Annotated in this window: 10 protein-coding genes; 6 read left to right on the top strand and 4 right to left on the bottom strand. The window is 66.8% G+C overall.

The annotated features are described in order from the left end of the window. The first annotated feature begins 23 nt into the window (after positions 1–23). Positions 24–1,205: an RNA-guided endonuclease InsQ/TnpB family protein gene (locus OG874_RS26965; protein ID WP_330249920.1), complete on the top strand. Its 1,182-nt coding sequence runs from the start codon at positions 24–26 to the stop codon at positions 1,203–1,205. A 34-nt stretch (positions 1,206–1,239) separates the two neighbouring features. Here the strand turns inward: OG874_RS26965 and mtnA are convergent, their stop codons facing one another. Next, the gene (gene mtnA / locus OG874_RS26960) at positions 1,240–2,961 is read right to left on the bottom strand and encodes an S-methyl-5-thioribose-1-phosphate isomerase (RefSeq protein WP_330249919.1); all 1,722 of its coding nucleotides are present in this window, start codon (positions 2,959–2,961) and stop codon (positions 1,240–1,242) included. Between the two features lie 98 nt (positions 2,962–3,059). Next, a complete protein-coding gene (locus OG874_RS26955) occupies positions 3,060–5,372 on the bottom strand; it encodes an arylsulfatase (RefSeq protein WP_330249918.1) in 2,313 nt (770 codons plus the stop codon). Between the two features lie 285 nt (positions 5,373–5,657). On the opposite strand from OG874_RS26955, the gene OG874_RS26950 reads away from it, so the two are divergent. From OG874_RS26950 to OG874_RS26930, 5 genes are all read left to right on the top strand, one after another. Next, positions 5,658–7,244, top strand: a complete 1,587-nt coding sequence (locus OG874_RS26950; protein WP_330249917.1) for an ABC transporter substrate-binding protein — start codon at positions 5,658–5,660, stop codon at positions 7,242–7,244. Continuing rightward, the gene (locus OG874_RS26945; RefSeq protein ID WP_330249916.1) at positions 7,241–8,197 is read left to right on the top strand and encodes an ABC transporter permease; all 957 of its coding nucleotides are present in this window, start codon (positions 7,241–7,243) and stop codon (positions 8,195–8,197) included. Before OG874_RS26950 ends, OG874_RS26945 begins: the two co-directional genes overlap by 4 nt. Before the next feature lie 26 nt (positions 8,198–8,223). Continuing rightward, entirely contained in the window at positions 8,224–9,117 is an 894-nt protein-coding gene (locus OG874_RS26940) for an ABC transporter permease (RefSeq protein WP_442943428.1), read from the top strand. Beyond that, complete coding sequence (locus OG874_RS26935; protein ID WP_442943114.1) at positions 9,114–10,841, top strand: dipeptide ABC transporter ATP-binding protein; 1,728 nt, start codon at positions 9,114–9,116, stop codon at positions 10,839–10,841. The genes OG874_RS26940 and OG874_RS26935 overlap by 4 nt, the downstream gene beginning before the upstream one ends. Positions 10,842–11,115: 274 nt before the next feature. Next, positions 11,116–11,328, top strand: coding sequence for a hypothetical protein (locus OG874_RS26930; RefSeq protein WP_330249915.1), 213 nt, complete (start codon positions 11,116–11,118; stop codon positions 11,326–11,328). A 52-nt stretch (positions 11,329–11,380) separates the two neighbouring features. Here the strand turns inward: OG874_RS26930 and OG874_RS26925 are convergent, their stop codons facing one another. Together OG874_RS26925 and OG874_RS26920 are read right to left on the bottom strand one after the other, a co-directional pair. Continuing rightward, positions 11,381–13,177, bottom strand: a complete 1,797-nt coding sequence (locus tag OG874_RS26925) for an NTP transferase domain-containing protein (RefSeq protein WP_330249914.1) — start codon at positions 13,175–13,177, stop codon at positions 11,381–11,383. A 158-nt stretch (positions 13,178–13,335) separates the two neighbouring features. Next, positions 13,336–14,085 carry a VOC family protein gene (locus OG874_RS26920; RefSeq protein ID WP_330249913.1) on the bottom strand — a complete coding sequence of 250 codons (750 nt, stop codon included), beginning with the start codon at positions 14,083–14,085 and terminating at the stop codon, positions 13,336–13,338. Positions 14,086–14,116: the final 31 nt, after the last annotated feature.

Genomic DNA, 14,116 nt, shown 5'->3' with positions numbered 1-14,116 from the left:
TTCAGAGGTTGGGTCGTAAGGATTTGTCGGTGGTGCCGGTTAGGTTGTCGGGTGTGGACGAGGTGGTTCGGTACAGCTACCGACTGCGCCCTGGCGTGCAGGCCGAGCGAGCGCTGGTCGCGGAGTGGGATAGATGCCGGTTTCTGTGGAATGAGGCTGTGCATCAACAGAAGTCGGGTGGGCGTCTCACCTTCGGCAAGCTCGGAAAGTTGCTCACCGAAGCGCGTGGCCGGACGGCGTGGTTGCGGGCCGGGTCGCAGGTCGCGCAACAGCAGACGCTGCGCACCTATGCGCAAGCCCTCGACCATTCGTTCAAGGTGAAGGGACGTGGCCGGCCGACGTTCAAACCACGTAAGAAGGCGCTGCCGTCGTTGGAATACACCGTGCGCGGGTTCAGCATCCGCGACGGCAGGCTGCTTTTGCCGAAAGGGGTTTCCATCCCGGTCGTGTGGTCGCGGGAACTGCCATCCGAACCCACGTCCGTCCGTGTGACCCGGGACAGTCTGGGGCATTGGTATGCCTCGTTCGTCGTGCGGCGTGAGGTAAAAACCGTGCCGGTGGCCCAGGGGGGTGTCGGTATCGACTGGGGTGTGAGCACCACGGCCACAACCACCGACACCGAGTTCGACCTCCCCTTTCTGGGGCACCGGAAACGGTGTGCCGCGGAACTGGCGAAAGCGCAACGCCGCATGGCGCGGCGGCGCAGCGGCAAGCGTGGCCCCCAGTCCGGCGGTTACCAGCGGGCCGCGCGCGAGGTCGCGAAGCTGCACAAGAAAGCGGCGCGGCAAACCCGGCATGATTCGCGGGTGTGGGCCAAACGTGTTGTCGCCGAGCATGGGTTGATCGCGGTGGAGGATTTCCGGCCGAAGTTCCTGGCGAAGTCGACGATGGCGCGTAAAGCGGCGGATGCGGCGATCGGTGCTGCGTTGCGGGAGTTGATCGAGCGTGGTGTGCGGGCTGGCCGGAGGGTGGTGTTGGTTCAGCCCGCTTATACGTCGATGACGTGCAGCGACTGTTTCGCGAGAGCCAAGCGACTGGAACTGTGCGAGAGAACTTTCCGATGCCCCGACTGCGGCTTTACCGCGGGTCGGGATCGCAATGCTGCCAGGGTGATTCTGGTTGTGGCAGAACGCGGCCACAGCAGTGTTGAGGATGTGAGACAAGCGGGTCACCTCCCTCGGGTGGGTGGTTCGGTTGCGGTCTGAGCTGTGAATCTCCTGCCTCCAGGCAGGGGAAGCGTTAAGAGGTGAGTCCAATCTCGAGTATCTCGTTCGGATTGCGCGGGGCGAACGCCTGCCGTCGACCGGTGCGGGCCACCAGCTCACACAGGGCTTCGAGGCATTCGGCGCGGTTACGTGCCTGGGAAAGATTGTCCCCCCAGGTCGTGATGCCGTGGCCCGCGATGCCCAATACCGGTGGCGCGGTGGGATTCTCGTTCAGGTATCGCTCGATATCCGCGCCGATGCGCGCGACGTCGGGCCAGTTGGGGAAGACCGGGAGGTCGAGGGTACGGGGATAGCTGCCGTCGGGTTCCTTGGCGACCAGCCCCTTGATGAGTTCGAAGTCGGTGATCCGCAGGGTGGTCACCGCGTCGGGGGAGCCGGAACGCGTCGAGACGCTCGTGGCGTACGGCGGATGGATGTGTACGACGGCCGCGGCGTCGGTGGTGCGGTAGACCGCGGTGTGAATCGTGGTCTCCGCCGAGGGTTTGCGCTGTTGGTTCGGCAACGGCGTGGAGTCGGTGATGCGGACGGTGACCATATCGCGCGCGGTCAATTCGCCCTTGGACAGCCCGCTGCCGGTGATCACCGCGGTTTCGCCGGTCCGCACCGAGATATTGCCCGCCGTGCCCGGCATCCAGCCGCGTCGGTAGAGTTCGCGCGCGGTACCCGCGATCGCGGCGCGGTCGGAGTCGTCCGAATCGGCCTCGGCCGGTTGGCCGTTGGGAGCCGCGGCGGTGGCGTCGCCCGCGCGATGCACCACACCGAGTTCGGTCACCACGGCGGTCACCAACTCGGCGGGCGTCACATCGAAGGCCGGGTTGAAGGCCTCGGTGCCGACGGGAGCCGTTGTGACGCCACCGAATCCGGTCACCTCGGTGGCGGCCCGCTGTTCGACCACGATGTCCGCGCCGGTCGCCATATTCGGATCCCGCGTCGACTCCGGCGCCACCACGATGAACGGAATGCCGTGGTGGCGGGCCGCGATCGCGAGCCCGTAGGTGCCGATCTTGTTCGCGACATCGCCATTGGCCGTCACGCGGTCCGCGCCGACCAGCACACAGTCGACCTGACCGGTCGCCATCGCCCAGGAGGCAGCCGAATCGATGGTGAGCCGGTGCGGGATGCCCGCCTCGGCCAGCTCCCAGGCCGTCAGCCGCGCGCCCTGCAGCAGCGGGCGGGTCTCGTCGACCAGGACGTTCTCGATCGCCCCGCGCTCGGACAGCACCCGCAGCGCCCCGATCGCGGTGCCGAAGGCACTGGTCGCCAGCCGACCCGTATTGCAGTGGGTCAGTACCCGCAGCGGCCGGTCCGCGCAGAGTTGCTGCACGAGATCGGCGGCATGGGTAGCGGCAGCCCGGTTGACGCGGCCGTCCTCGGCCAGCATCGCCAAGGTCTCGGCGAGCACCGCGTCCGCGCCCAATGGCACCTTGGTCACCACCCGGCGCACTGCCCAGGCCAGATTGACCGCGGTAGGCCGGGCGTCGGCGATCCGCTGGGCCTCGGCCTCGGCTCGCGCCACGTCGACGACACCGTCGGTGGTCTGCGCGGCGGTGGCGATGACCACGCCGAACGCACCCGCGATGCCGATCGCGGGCGCGCCACGGATGGCCAGCGTCTTGATCGCGTCGATGATCTCGTCGACCGTGGTGAGCCGCAGCTCGCGCACTTCATGCGGCAGTTCACGCTGGTCGATGGTGACCAGCGCACCGTCGTCCCAGATCAGGGAACTGTCGTCCATCAGGCGCATCCTTCGGGTCGGGCGGAGTGGTGTTGTGCCTGGTCAACGGTATCGGATGGCCGGTGGCGGCCGAAATCCGGCCGTCCGTGTCGGCGGGGTTATTCCGCGACGAACTCCGCCTCGCGCTCCACTGCCTCGATGGTCTGTTGCGGCACCTGGATCGGGCCCGGTGTGTAGGTGATCGCGCGCAGATCACCGGTGTAGCGGAAGGTGCCGCGGCGTTCGCGCAGGTCCCAGTCGACCGGGCCGCGGGCGTCCACGCCGACGGATATGCCGGTCCACGGTGACATACCGACCAGCTGCACCTGGTCGAGCAGCTCGGCGCCGGGCACGCCATCGATCTCGATGACGAAATCCGAGCGCAGCCGAGGACGAACCGTGGCGCGCACCGTAATGCGCCGGACGCCGGTTACCAGCGGCTCGCTCGCCACCGTGTGGTAGACGCCGTAGCTGTTGACCCCGAACACCACTCGGCCGTCCTCGAGGTAGAGCACATAGCCGCCGAGCGGATCACCGTGTGCGACGAGCACACCCTCGTCGCCGGATCGGTAGCCGTCGAGTTCGGCTTCGATGGTGAAGTCCCGGTAGGCGATCAGCCTTTGCGATCGGTAGCGCTCCAGGGTGGGCGTGCCGGGCAACAGCCGCACCGGTGCGGAGAAGCGTCCCTCTTCCGGCCGTCGCCGCGCCAGATCCTGCCGGGTGACCAACGGGAAAACCGTATTCGCCCAGGCGGATTCGTCCCAGGCGCCGGCGAGTTCGGCGACCTTCTCCGGGAACTGCTCGGAAAGGTCGTGCAGCTCGGTCGGATCCGCGCGCACATCGAACAGCTGCCACTTCGGCTCATCGATATCGGTGCCGGGTTCATAGAGCGACAACAGTTTCCAGCCGTCGCGGTAGAAGCCGCGGTTGCCGACCATCTCGGAGTACTGCTCGGTGTGCTTGGCGGCCGCCCTCGGATCGCGCAGGGATTCGACGGCGGAGATGCCATCGAATTCCTTGGCGGGCAGACCATTGCGCACGCTCGGCCGTTGCAGTCCGGCCAGCTCGAGCAGTGTGGGCGCGAGATCGGTGACGTAGGTGTACTCGTGGCGGATGCCGTTGTCGTCCTCGGTGCGTGGCAGTCCCTTCGGCCAGGACAGCAGGAATGGCACGCGCACACCGCCCGCGAAGGTCTGTCCCTTGTAGAAGCGGAACGGCGTATTGGAGGCCTGGCCCCAGCCGCGTGGATAGTGCACGCCCAGCTTCGCGGTGCCGATCAGCTCCTCATCATGCGGCACGTCGCCGACCCAGTCCGGATCGGTGATGTGGGCGAATTCGGCGAAATAGGTTCGGGTGCCCTCTGGTCCGCCCTCGGCGGTGCCGCCGTTATCGGAGGTGAAGACCACGATGGTGTTATCGAGTTCGCCCAGCTGCTCGAGCGTGTCGAGGATGCGGCCCAGGCTCTGGTCGATGCTGTCGACCATGCCCGCGTACACCTCCATGTACCTGGCGAAGCGCCGCTGCTCGGCCGCGGTGAGCGAATCCCATTCGGCCGCTTCGTATCCAGGTTCGGTATTGCGCGGCTTCTGCTGGGTGCCCGGCGGGAACAGGCCCGCGGCGAGCTGATCGGCGAATCGGTTCTGGCGCAGCTTGTCCCAGCCCTCGGCGTAGCGGCCGCGGTACTTGGCCAGATCCTGTGGCTTGACCTGCAGTGGACCGTGCATGGCGACGTGGGCGAAGTACAGGAAGAACGGTTTGGCGGCGTCGTGCGCGCGCAGGTCCTTGATGTAGCTGATCGCCTTATCGGTCAGATCGTCGGTGAGGTAATAGCCCTGCGGATATTCCTCGATATCGACCACCGAGGAGTCCGACACCAGCTGATTCGGGTAGTAGAAAGAGTTGAGTCCCTCCAACGAGCCGTAATAGCGGTCGAAGCCGCGCTGGGTCGGCCAGGAATCGCGGTGCGCCGCAGGGTTCATCGTCGCGTCGCGCACCAAGTGCCATTTGCCGACCGCATACGTGGCATATCCGTTGGTACGCAGTATCTCCGGCAGTGTCAGTACATCGTCGGCGAGTTCCAGTCGCAGACCCGGATAGCCGGGATCGGCATTGGCGACGAAGCCGAAACCGGCACGGTGTGCGTTGATTCCGGTCAGCAGCGAGGCCCGCGAGGGCGAGCACAGCGGAGTGGTGTGGTAGTTGGTGAGCCGAAGACCGCCGGCCGCCAAACGGTCCAGCGTCGGCGTCTCGATCTCGGAGCCGAACGGGCCGATATCGCTGTATCCCATGTCATCGATCAAGACCACGATGATGTTCGGTGCGCCATCGGGTGCGGTGGGCGGGTAGGTCCACTCGGGGGTGGAATCGGCGGTGGTGCGCCCGATGGCACCGGAGAATCCGGCATAGCCGCGAGCATGGGATGGAACAGGCATCATTGCAGTCAAAGCCAGCGTAGGCGCAGGTCGCCAGCGTTTCGCGCACGGTGCGTATAACCGGTGACCGCGGTGGCGGCGACTGTTAATTTCGCCATCATGCCCACGAATCCGCCCTGCGCCGCGCACGAAGAATGCGCCCAGGAACCCTGCTGTTCGTGTCGCTCGTCGCGTTGCTGACGCGTATCCGATGCTGATCCATTCCATCCCCGCCGATGCCGTCCCCGCATCGAAATCGGTTCCCCTCGTCCCCGGGCCCGATATGTCTCTCGAGGATTTGTTCAGATGAGTTCTTCCCAGGCCCTCGTTCGCCGCAATTTCCTGCGCAATTCGGGTATCGCCGCCTTCGCGATCCTCGGCACCGGTGCGCTGGCGGCCTGCACGTCGGCGGTGAGTGAGCAGAAGGCGGGTGGCAAGGATGACGCGCAGCCGGTGCGCGGCGGCACCTTGAAGGTCGGTGTGCCGACGGATGTGATCCCGGCGAACCTGCTCACCAATTCCGGCAGCGTGCCCGCGGTCATCGGACTCGTCTACGAGACGCTGGTCCGCTACCCGAACGACAAGCTGGAACCCGGCCCGCTGCTGGCGAAGTCGTGGACGCTGGCCGAGGACGGACTTTCACTGGCGCTGGAACTGCGCGAGGACGTGACGTTCCACACCGGCCGACCGTTCACCGCCAAGGATGTCGAATTCTCGTTGCGCACCTACGCGGACCCGAAGTGGTCGGCCCAGCTCAAGAGCACCGCAGCGGCGATCACCGAATACGACATCACCGCGCCGAACCGCATCGTGCTGAAGTTCGCGCATCCGATCGGCAATATCTTCGACCTGCTCGACACCGCGCCGATCCTGGACAGCGAGACCGCCGCGCAGCTATCGACCGGTGAAAAGTTCATCGGCACCGGAGCTTTCAAGCTGACCCAGCGCACCCCGAATTCACTGCTGGTCTTCGAGCGCAACGAGCAATACCGGGTGCCCGAGCGGCCGTACCTGGACCGTGTCGAGATCTCGATCATTCCGGATTCCCAGGCGCTGGTGAACGCGCTCAAGTCCGGTCAGATCGCGGTCGCACACAGCCTGAACTACCGCGATAACGAAAACTTCGCCAAGAGCGACGGTTTCACCACCGTCAGCTATGACGGTGCCGAATTGCAGATCTACGTCGGGGCCAACGTCGCCCAGCCGGCATTGGCGGATGTCAAAGTGCGCCAGGCGATCGCGTACGCCATCGACCGGGAACGGATCATCGCCGAGGTGTTCCGCAACGCGGGTTATCCGGTGAGCCTGCCGTGGCCCAAGAGTTCGCCCGCCTTCGACAACAGTCGGAACAACACTTACACCCGAGATATCGCCAAGGCCAAGCAGATTCTGGCACAGACCACTACGCCGCCGAATCTGTCGCTGTCCTACGACACCAGCTATCCGTACTCCGCGGCGACCGCGCAGATCGTGCAGGCCAACCTGGCCGAGATCGGCATCGGCGTCACCCTCGATCCGATCGAACCGGCCACCTTCGTGAAAAAGCTGATCGGCGCGGAGTTCCCGGGTCTGTGGGTGACAACGCATTCGTGGGCGCAGTTCACGCCCTCGACGCTCACCGTCAGCGCGTACCCCTTCAACGCGCGCAAGAATTCCTCGCACTTCGAATCCCCGGCGTATGTCGATGCGGCCGATGCGGCGTGGAAGGTGAAGCAGGGCAACAGCGCCGAAGCGATCAAGGCCTATCAGGCCGTGAGCAACCAGTTGCTGGAGAATTTATTTCTCATCGAGATCGGTGTGTACAACCAGCAGGCCTCGACCACGCGCAAGGTGCACGGGCTGAACTGGACCAAGCGCCGGGAGACGGTGCTGACCGACGCGTTCCTGTCATGACCCGATATCTATTGCGGCGCTTACCTTCCGCGGTACTCGTGCTGTTCGCCGCGTCGGTGCTGATCTTCCTGCTGCTGCGATTGGTCCCCGGTGACCCGGCCCTCACTCTGGCCGGTCCCGACGCGTCGCCGGAGACGATCGCCGCGATCCGCCATCAGCTCGGGCTCGACCGATCGATCCCGGCCCAGTACGTGACCTGGCTCGGTGACCTGTTCACCTTCGACCTCGGCCGGTCCTACATCATCGGCGGTCAGATCGCCGATCTTGTCGGCCGGGGCCTGACCAACACCCTGGTGCTGACCGGTGCCGCGCTGCTGCTCGCGGTGGTGGTGAGTGTGGTCCTCAGCGTGGTGTCGGTGGCATGGCCGAATCGCTGGTTGAACGCGGTGGTAGCCGCCGCGAACACCGTTGCGGTGGCACTGCCTACTTTTGTGACGGGTGTGCTGCTGGTGCTCGTCTTCGCGGTCGCGCTCCCGGTGCTGCCCGCCGGCGGTGTGCCGCCGGACGGGTTCATCGCGCGACCGGATATCGCCGTGCAGTATCTGCTGCTGCCCTCGATCTGCCTCGCGATGCCGGTGGGTGCGGCGCTGACACGGTTCCTCACCGAATCGCTGCGGACCGAGCTGCGCAAGCCCTATGTGCTGACCGCGCGTTCGCAGGGGATTTCGCACTGGCAGATCGTGACCCGTGGCGCACTGCGAAATGCGTTGCCCACCATGGTGACCGCGCTCGGTCTGCAGACCGGACAGCTACTCGGTGGTGCGGTGCTGGTGGAGGCCGCGTTCGCGTGGCCGGGCATCGGTCAGCTGGTCGAGCAGGGGATCAGCAGGCGTGACTATCCGGTGGTGCAGGTGCTCTTGCTGCTGTCGGTCGCGGTTTTCGTGACGATCCAGCTGGTCACCGATATCGCACACGCGTATCTCGATCCGCGCATCCGGATCGGCGGCCCGTAATGGGGTTGGCATCGCGCAACGATTCGATGGGAGGTGGTGGCCGGGTGACGGGTGGGCCCGATATCGCTGCTGTCGAAAGTGCCACGCGGACAACCGATCGTGTCGCTGGCACGCTGCGATCGGCATTGCGCAGCGGGCAAGGGCTGTTCGGGCTGAGTTTGGTGGTGATCATCGCGCTCGCCGGAATCTTCGCCGGTGCGCTGTCCCACTACGATCCGATCGCCCAGATCCCGGGCGCGAACCTGTTGGGACCCAACGGGGATCACTGGCTCGGCACCGATCACTTGAATCGGGATGTGTTCGCGCGCGTGCTGTACGGAATTCGGATCGACCTGATCATCGTCTTCGTCGCCGTACCACTCGGTGCGCTGGCCGGTGCGTTCGCGGGGCTGCTCGCGAGCGTCAATCCGGTCGCGGATGTGGTGGCGCAGCGGGTCTTCGATGTCATACTGGCATTTCCCGCGCTCATCTTCGCCATCGCGCTGGCCGCGATCACCGGACCGGGCATTCATGCGGTGATCGTGGTGATCGTCGCTGCGGAGATTCCGGTGTTCGGCAGGCAGATTCGCACGGCGATCCTACAGGTTCGCGAACAGCCCTATGTCGAGGCCGCCGAGGTGATCGGCGCGGGCACCTGGTGGATAGTGCGTAAACACGTGCTGCCCAACGTTATCGAGCCGCTGTCGGTGCAGCTGGCACTGTCGATGTCGGTGGCGGTTTTCGTCGAGGGCGCCATGAGTTTCATCGGCATCGGCGTGCGTCCGCCGGACCCGTCGCTGGGATCGATCATCTCCGAATCGATCTCGAATCTCGATGTCAATGCCGCGTTCGCGATCGGTCCGCTCGTCGTCGTGGCGGGGTTGACACTCGGCTTCCTATTGATCGCCCAGGCGTTGGGCCGGGCCAGGAGGATCGGATGAACGAAGCATCGCGTAGCGATTCCATGCGGGGTGGCGGTCGGGCGACGGGAGCGCGTACCGACACGCTGGTGGATATCCGGGATCTGGTGGTGCGCTTCGGCACTCGCACCGTCGTCGACGGTGTCAGCTTCCAGGTGCGCCGCGGCGAGGTCGTGGCGCTCGTCGGCGAATCCGGTTCGGGCAAGTCGATCACGGCCCGCGCGGTGCTCGGACTGCTGCCCGAGGGCGCGAGCGCAGCCGGGTCGATCCGGCTCGCGGATACCGAAGTAGTCGATGCGCCCGAGTCGCGACTGCGCGGCCTGCGCGGGACCCGCGCCGCCGTGGTGTTCCAGGAGCCGCAGACCGCGCTGAATCCGGTGCAGAAGGTCGGCACCCAGCTCATCCAGGCCCTGCGCGCGCACGGTCCCATCTCGAAGGCCGCGGCCCGCGCCCGCGCCGTGGAACTACTCGCCATGGTGGACATCCCGGAGCCCGACCGGCGCGTCGACTGGTACCCCCACCAGCTCTCCGGCGGTCAAAAACAGCGCGTGGTCATCGCACTGGCCCTATCCGGCGAACCAGACGTGCTGATCGCCGACGAGCCGACCACCGCCCTGGACGTGACAGTCCAGGCCGAGATCCTGGATCTACTGCGCACCCTCCAGCAAACCCGCGACACCGCAATCCTTTTCATCACCCACAACCTCGGCGTCGTCGCCGAAATCGCCGACCGAGTGGTGGTGATGCGCGCGGGCAAGCTCGTCGAACAACAGCCGGTACACGGCTTGTTCGCCGATCCCCGCGAGGACTACACGAGGTCTCTACTCAACGCCGTCCCGCGCCTACCGGCGGCCACGCGGCCGATCGGGGACGACGAGGATTCCACTGCCCGCACTGCTCCCACGGAATCTCAGCCGGTGCTGCGAGTCAGCGATCTGAGCGTCGTCTATCGCGGTCGTGGTGGCAGGCGAGCCTTTCGCGCGCTGCGTGATGTGTCGCTGACGGTCGCGCTGCGCGAAGTGATCGGTTTGGTCGGCGAATCCGGTTCCGGCAAGAGCACTCTCGGGCGCAGTGCGCTCGGTCTCGTGGCCGCCCATGCGGGACAGGTTGAGCTGCAAGGGGTTTCGCTGACCGGTCTACCGGCCAGGGAGTTGCGCGCTCTGCGCAAGAACGTCGCCCTGGTGCATCAGGACGTCACGGCCTCGCTCGATCCGCGCCGCAGCATCGAGGACGCCATCGGCGAACCGCTGCAGGTGCACCGTGTCGCCTCCGGAGCGCTGCTGCGCACCAAGGTGGGTGATCTGCTCGAATCCGTCCGTCTACCACGCGATTACGCTGCCCGCCGTCCGGGCGAACTCTCCGGTGGCCAACGTCAGCGGGTGGCGTTGGCGCGCGCACTCGCGCTGGCCCCACGCCTGCTCGTCGCCGACGAACCGACCAGTGCCCTCGACGTTTCGGTCCAGGCCCAGGTCCTCGACCTGTTCGCCGACCTGCGCGCCGAGTACGGCTTCGCCTGCCTGTTCATCAGTCACGACCTCGCGGTGATCCACCAGATCGCCGACCGCGTCGTGGTCCTACGTGCAGGTGCCGTCGTCGAAACCGGCCCCGTGACCGAGGTATTCGCCGCGCCCCGAGCGGAATACACCCGCCGCCTGCTCGACGCAGTGCCCACCCCCGACCCAGCCGTAGCCCGCCGCGCCGCCCACACGGCGACCTCCCCGGAACTGGCCCGCATCGGGGCCTGACCCGCACCTCGCAGTGGCCGCGGGAAACACTGCTGCCACCTCGATGGCGGCCTGCAAAGCCATTTCGTATTTGCCCCGAGAAAAGGCAACTCGCCGGGTGGTGGCGGGCCCAATTCGAACCGCGCAGCGCGTTGAAAAAGGGACGCGTCCTGCGTTATTGGTCCAAACGCATTGCCGTAAATAATGTCGGCGATGAGCGGGGTGAAGCGGGGAGTCGAACGCACAACCGGGCCGCCGGCCCTTGGGGGAACCGGCGGCCCGTTTCAGATCAGTTGTGACCCATTCGGCGCTGGTCAGGGTCTCGCCGCTCCTGGCGCTGCGGGTCGTTCGCCATCCGCTGGCGCTCCTCACCGCCTGCTCGGCTCTGATCCTGGCGCTGCTGTTGCTGCTGGCGATCCATCTGCCTGGGTGCTTTCTTAGGCGTTTTCTTCGACTTTTCAGCCATCTCCACTCGGTCCTTTCCGAAGGTGATTTTGTATTCGCCTAACCATCACACAGTAGCGAGCGGACATCACCAGAGGAAGAAGAATTCCAATTCTTTACACCCGGAGTGGCAGGAATTCGACCAGATCGTCGTCGGTGGCCTCGGCCGCGACGATGACCAGGCCGTCACGGTCGACGAGACCGCCCAGATGGGTGGTGCGAACCTGTGGATCGCCGAGCCAACCGCCGTAGGGCGCGATCCGGGCCGGGACGATGCGGGTGACGGGCCCCGAGATCGCGCTCGCGTTGTGCAGTGGCCCGACCAGCGGGCGCTGGGGATGGCCGCCGGTCCGGCCCTCGACCAGGGCGGGGGACAGCGTCATCAGGGTGGCCAGGGCCGCGAACGGGTTTCCGGGGAGGCCGAGAATGGTTGTGCCGTTGGCCAGTTCGGCGACAACGGTGGAGCCGCCGGGACGTACGGCCAAGCGGTGCACCAGGATTCGAGCCTCGGCACGCGCGATCGCAGCACGCAGCTGATCCGCCGCGCCGCCGCCGGTAGCGCCGACGATGACCAGCAGATCGCAATCGTCGGCGGCACCGAGTACTTCGTCGAAGCCGCGCGGAGTGTCGCGCAGGTGGACCTGATCGACCGCGCGAATTCCGCACCAGGACAGCACATCCGGCAGAATGGGACCGATCGAGTCGCGGGTCTGGCCGGTTTGCAGCGGTCCCGTGCTGCGGATCTCGTCGCCGGTCATGATGATCCGGGCCCGCACCGGGCCGCGCACGAGCGCCTCGGTGATCTCCACGCTGGCCGCGGCGGAGACCAGGGCCGCGGTGACCGCCGTGCCCTCGGGGGCGACGAGATCACCGCGATCGCGGTCCTCGCCGTGGCGGCGGATATCGTCGCGCAGCGGGGAATCCGGCCGCTGGTGCAGCGTGTCGTCCGGTTCGATCCGCGCGAATTCGTCACGGAGAACGCGGGTGGTGCCATCGGGCACATGCGCGCCGGTGGCGATCCGCACCGCCTCACCGGGCAGTAGCCCGACCGGCCGCCGACCGCCCGCGAAGCCGATATCGCGGCGCAATCGCCATGGACCCGCACCGGCGACCGCGTATCCATCCATCGCGGAGACATCGAAGCGCGGCAGCGGCGCGACGGCGGTCAGCGGTGCCGCGAGGGTGGCACCGCGCACGGAACGCAGTTCCGCCCGATAGTCGGTGAGCCGAGAGAGGCTGGTGCGCAGGATGTCTCGTGCCTCATCAAGAGGCAGCGCAGTGGTGGCAGCGGTCGGCGGTGGTGCCGGGCGAGTGCTCGACCCACCGAGTTCGGCCACCCCGGTATCCCACGCGAGCCGGGCCCGCCGCACCTGTTCCTCGGTATCGCAGTCGGCGATGCCCGCCATGGTGACGGTGACCGTATCGGCCGGAATCAATGCCTTCATCGGCTGATTGATCAGCGAGTCCAGCCGCCCCAGTGCGGCCGCCAGCGCGGCGCGCCGCCACACGCCGATCAGATACTGCGGTCGACCGGATTCGTCGGCCGCGAAAACCGCGTCCGCACCGGATTCGTTCCCGTACCGAATCAGTTCTGTCAGTGTCGATTCCGACAGGAACGGCAGGTCCGCCGCGAGCACTACGACAAGCGGTGCCGCCGTCGGGCCGAGCGCGCGCAGCCCGGCCCCGACGGCGGCGACCGGACCCGAACCCGGCGGCACCTCCCGCACCTGAACGATCCGCGGGTCCAACCCGGACCGATGGGGTCCGACGACCACGGTCCGTGCACACAGCCGCACCGCGGCCAGCGCCGCGTCGAGCATGGATCGTCCGCCGATCACGATGGCGGGTTTATCGACGCCCCCCATCCGGCTGGCTCGCCCGCCCGCGAGCACGATCGCGTCCACGGCGGTCACCGGCAGGCGCCAGGCACGATGGGCCGCAGTATCGCGATGCGATGCGATGCGGTGTGGCGGTTGAGCGACGGGGCGAGCATGGTGGACATGCTAATTCGACGGCGGCGCAGATCCCGGGAGGGTGGCGGCTTCGAGCGACCCACGGACCGTCGCAACCGCTAAACCGTCGAGTAGTACGCGGCCGCTCGGAGCAGGCAGAATTCGTTGGTCTCCGGATCGGCGAGCACCAACCCCGGCGTGCCGCCGAGACCGTTCGGGTCGACCTGGGTCGCGCCCGCCGCGCGTAGTCGGGCCACCTCGGCGGCCTGATCGTCGGAGGGGAAGGACCTCAGGTCCAGATGGAGTCGGTTGCGGCCGCTCTTCACATCGGGCGTGCGGACGAATTCCAGCCAGGAGCCGAGCCCGGTCGCCGAGCGCAACCCGGCCACCTGCGCGCCGCCGTACGCGACCGGCCAGCCGGAGGCCATGGACCAGAACTCGGCGAGCCGCACCGGGTTGTGGGTATCGACCACGATGGCCGCGACCGCGCCGGTATCCACGTACTCCTCCCGCGGCTCCAGCACGCAGAATTCGTTCCCCTCCGGATCGGCGAGCACCACCCACGGCACCCGGCCCTGGCCGATATCGACCCGGCGTGCCCCGAGTGCGAGTGCGCGGTCGACCTGCACGCGCTGATGGTCGTACGAGCGGCTCGCCAGGTCGAGATGGATGCGGTTCTTACCATCCTTGGCGCGGGGGGCCGGCAGGAAGCTCAGGGCCAGGTCCAGGCCGTCCGGATCGGGCGCCGCCACGTCGACCTCGTAGGGTCGGTCGACCGTCACCCTCCAGCCCAGCAATACGGCCCAGAAATCCGCGACGAACCGGGGCCGGTCTGCATCGAACACGACACGCGCCAGGCGGGTGGACATAGCTCTACGTTAGCCGCCGATCGACGGCGGC

This window comes from Nocardia sp. NBC_00565 (assembly GCF_036345915.1).
In the GTDB taxonomy this organism is placed as follows: domain Bacteria; phylum Actinomycetota; class Actinomycetes; order Mycobacteriales; family Mycobacteriaceae; genus Nocardia.
The sequence above is the reverse complement of the archived record's forward strand: the minus strand, read 5'-3'. Positions and strand labels throughout refer to the sequence as shown.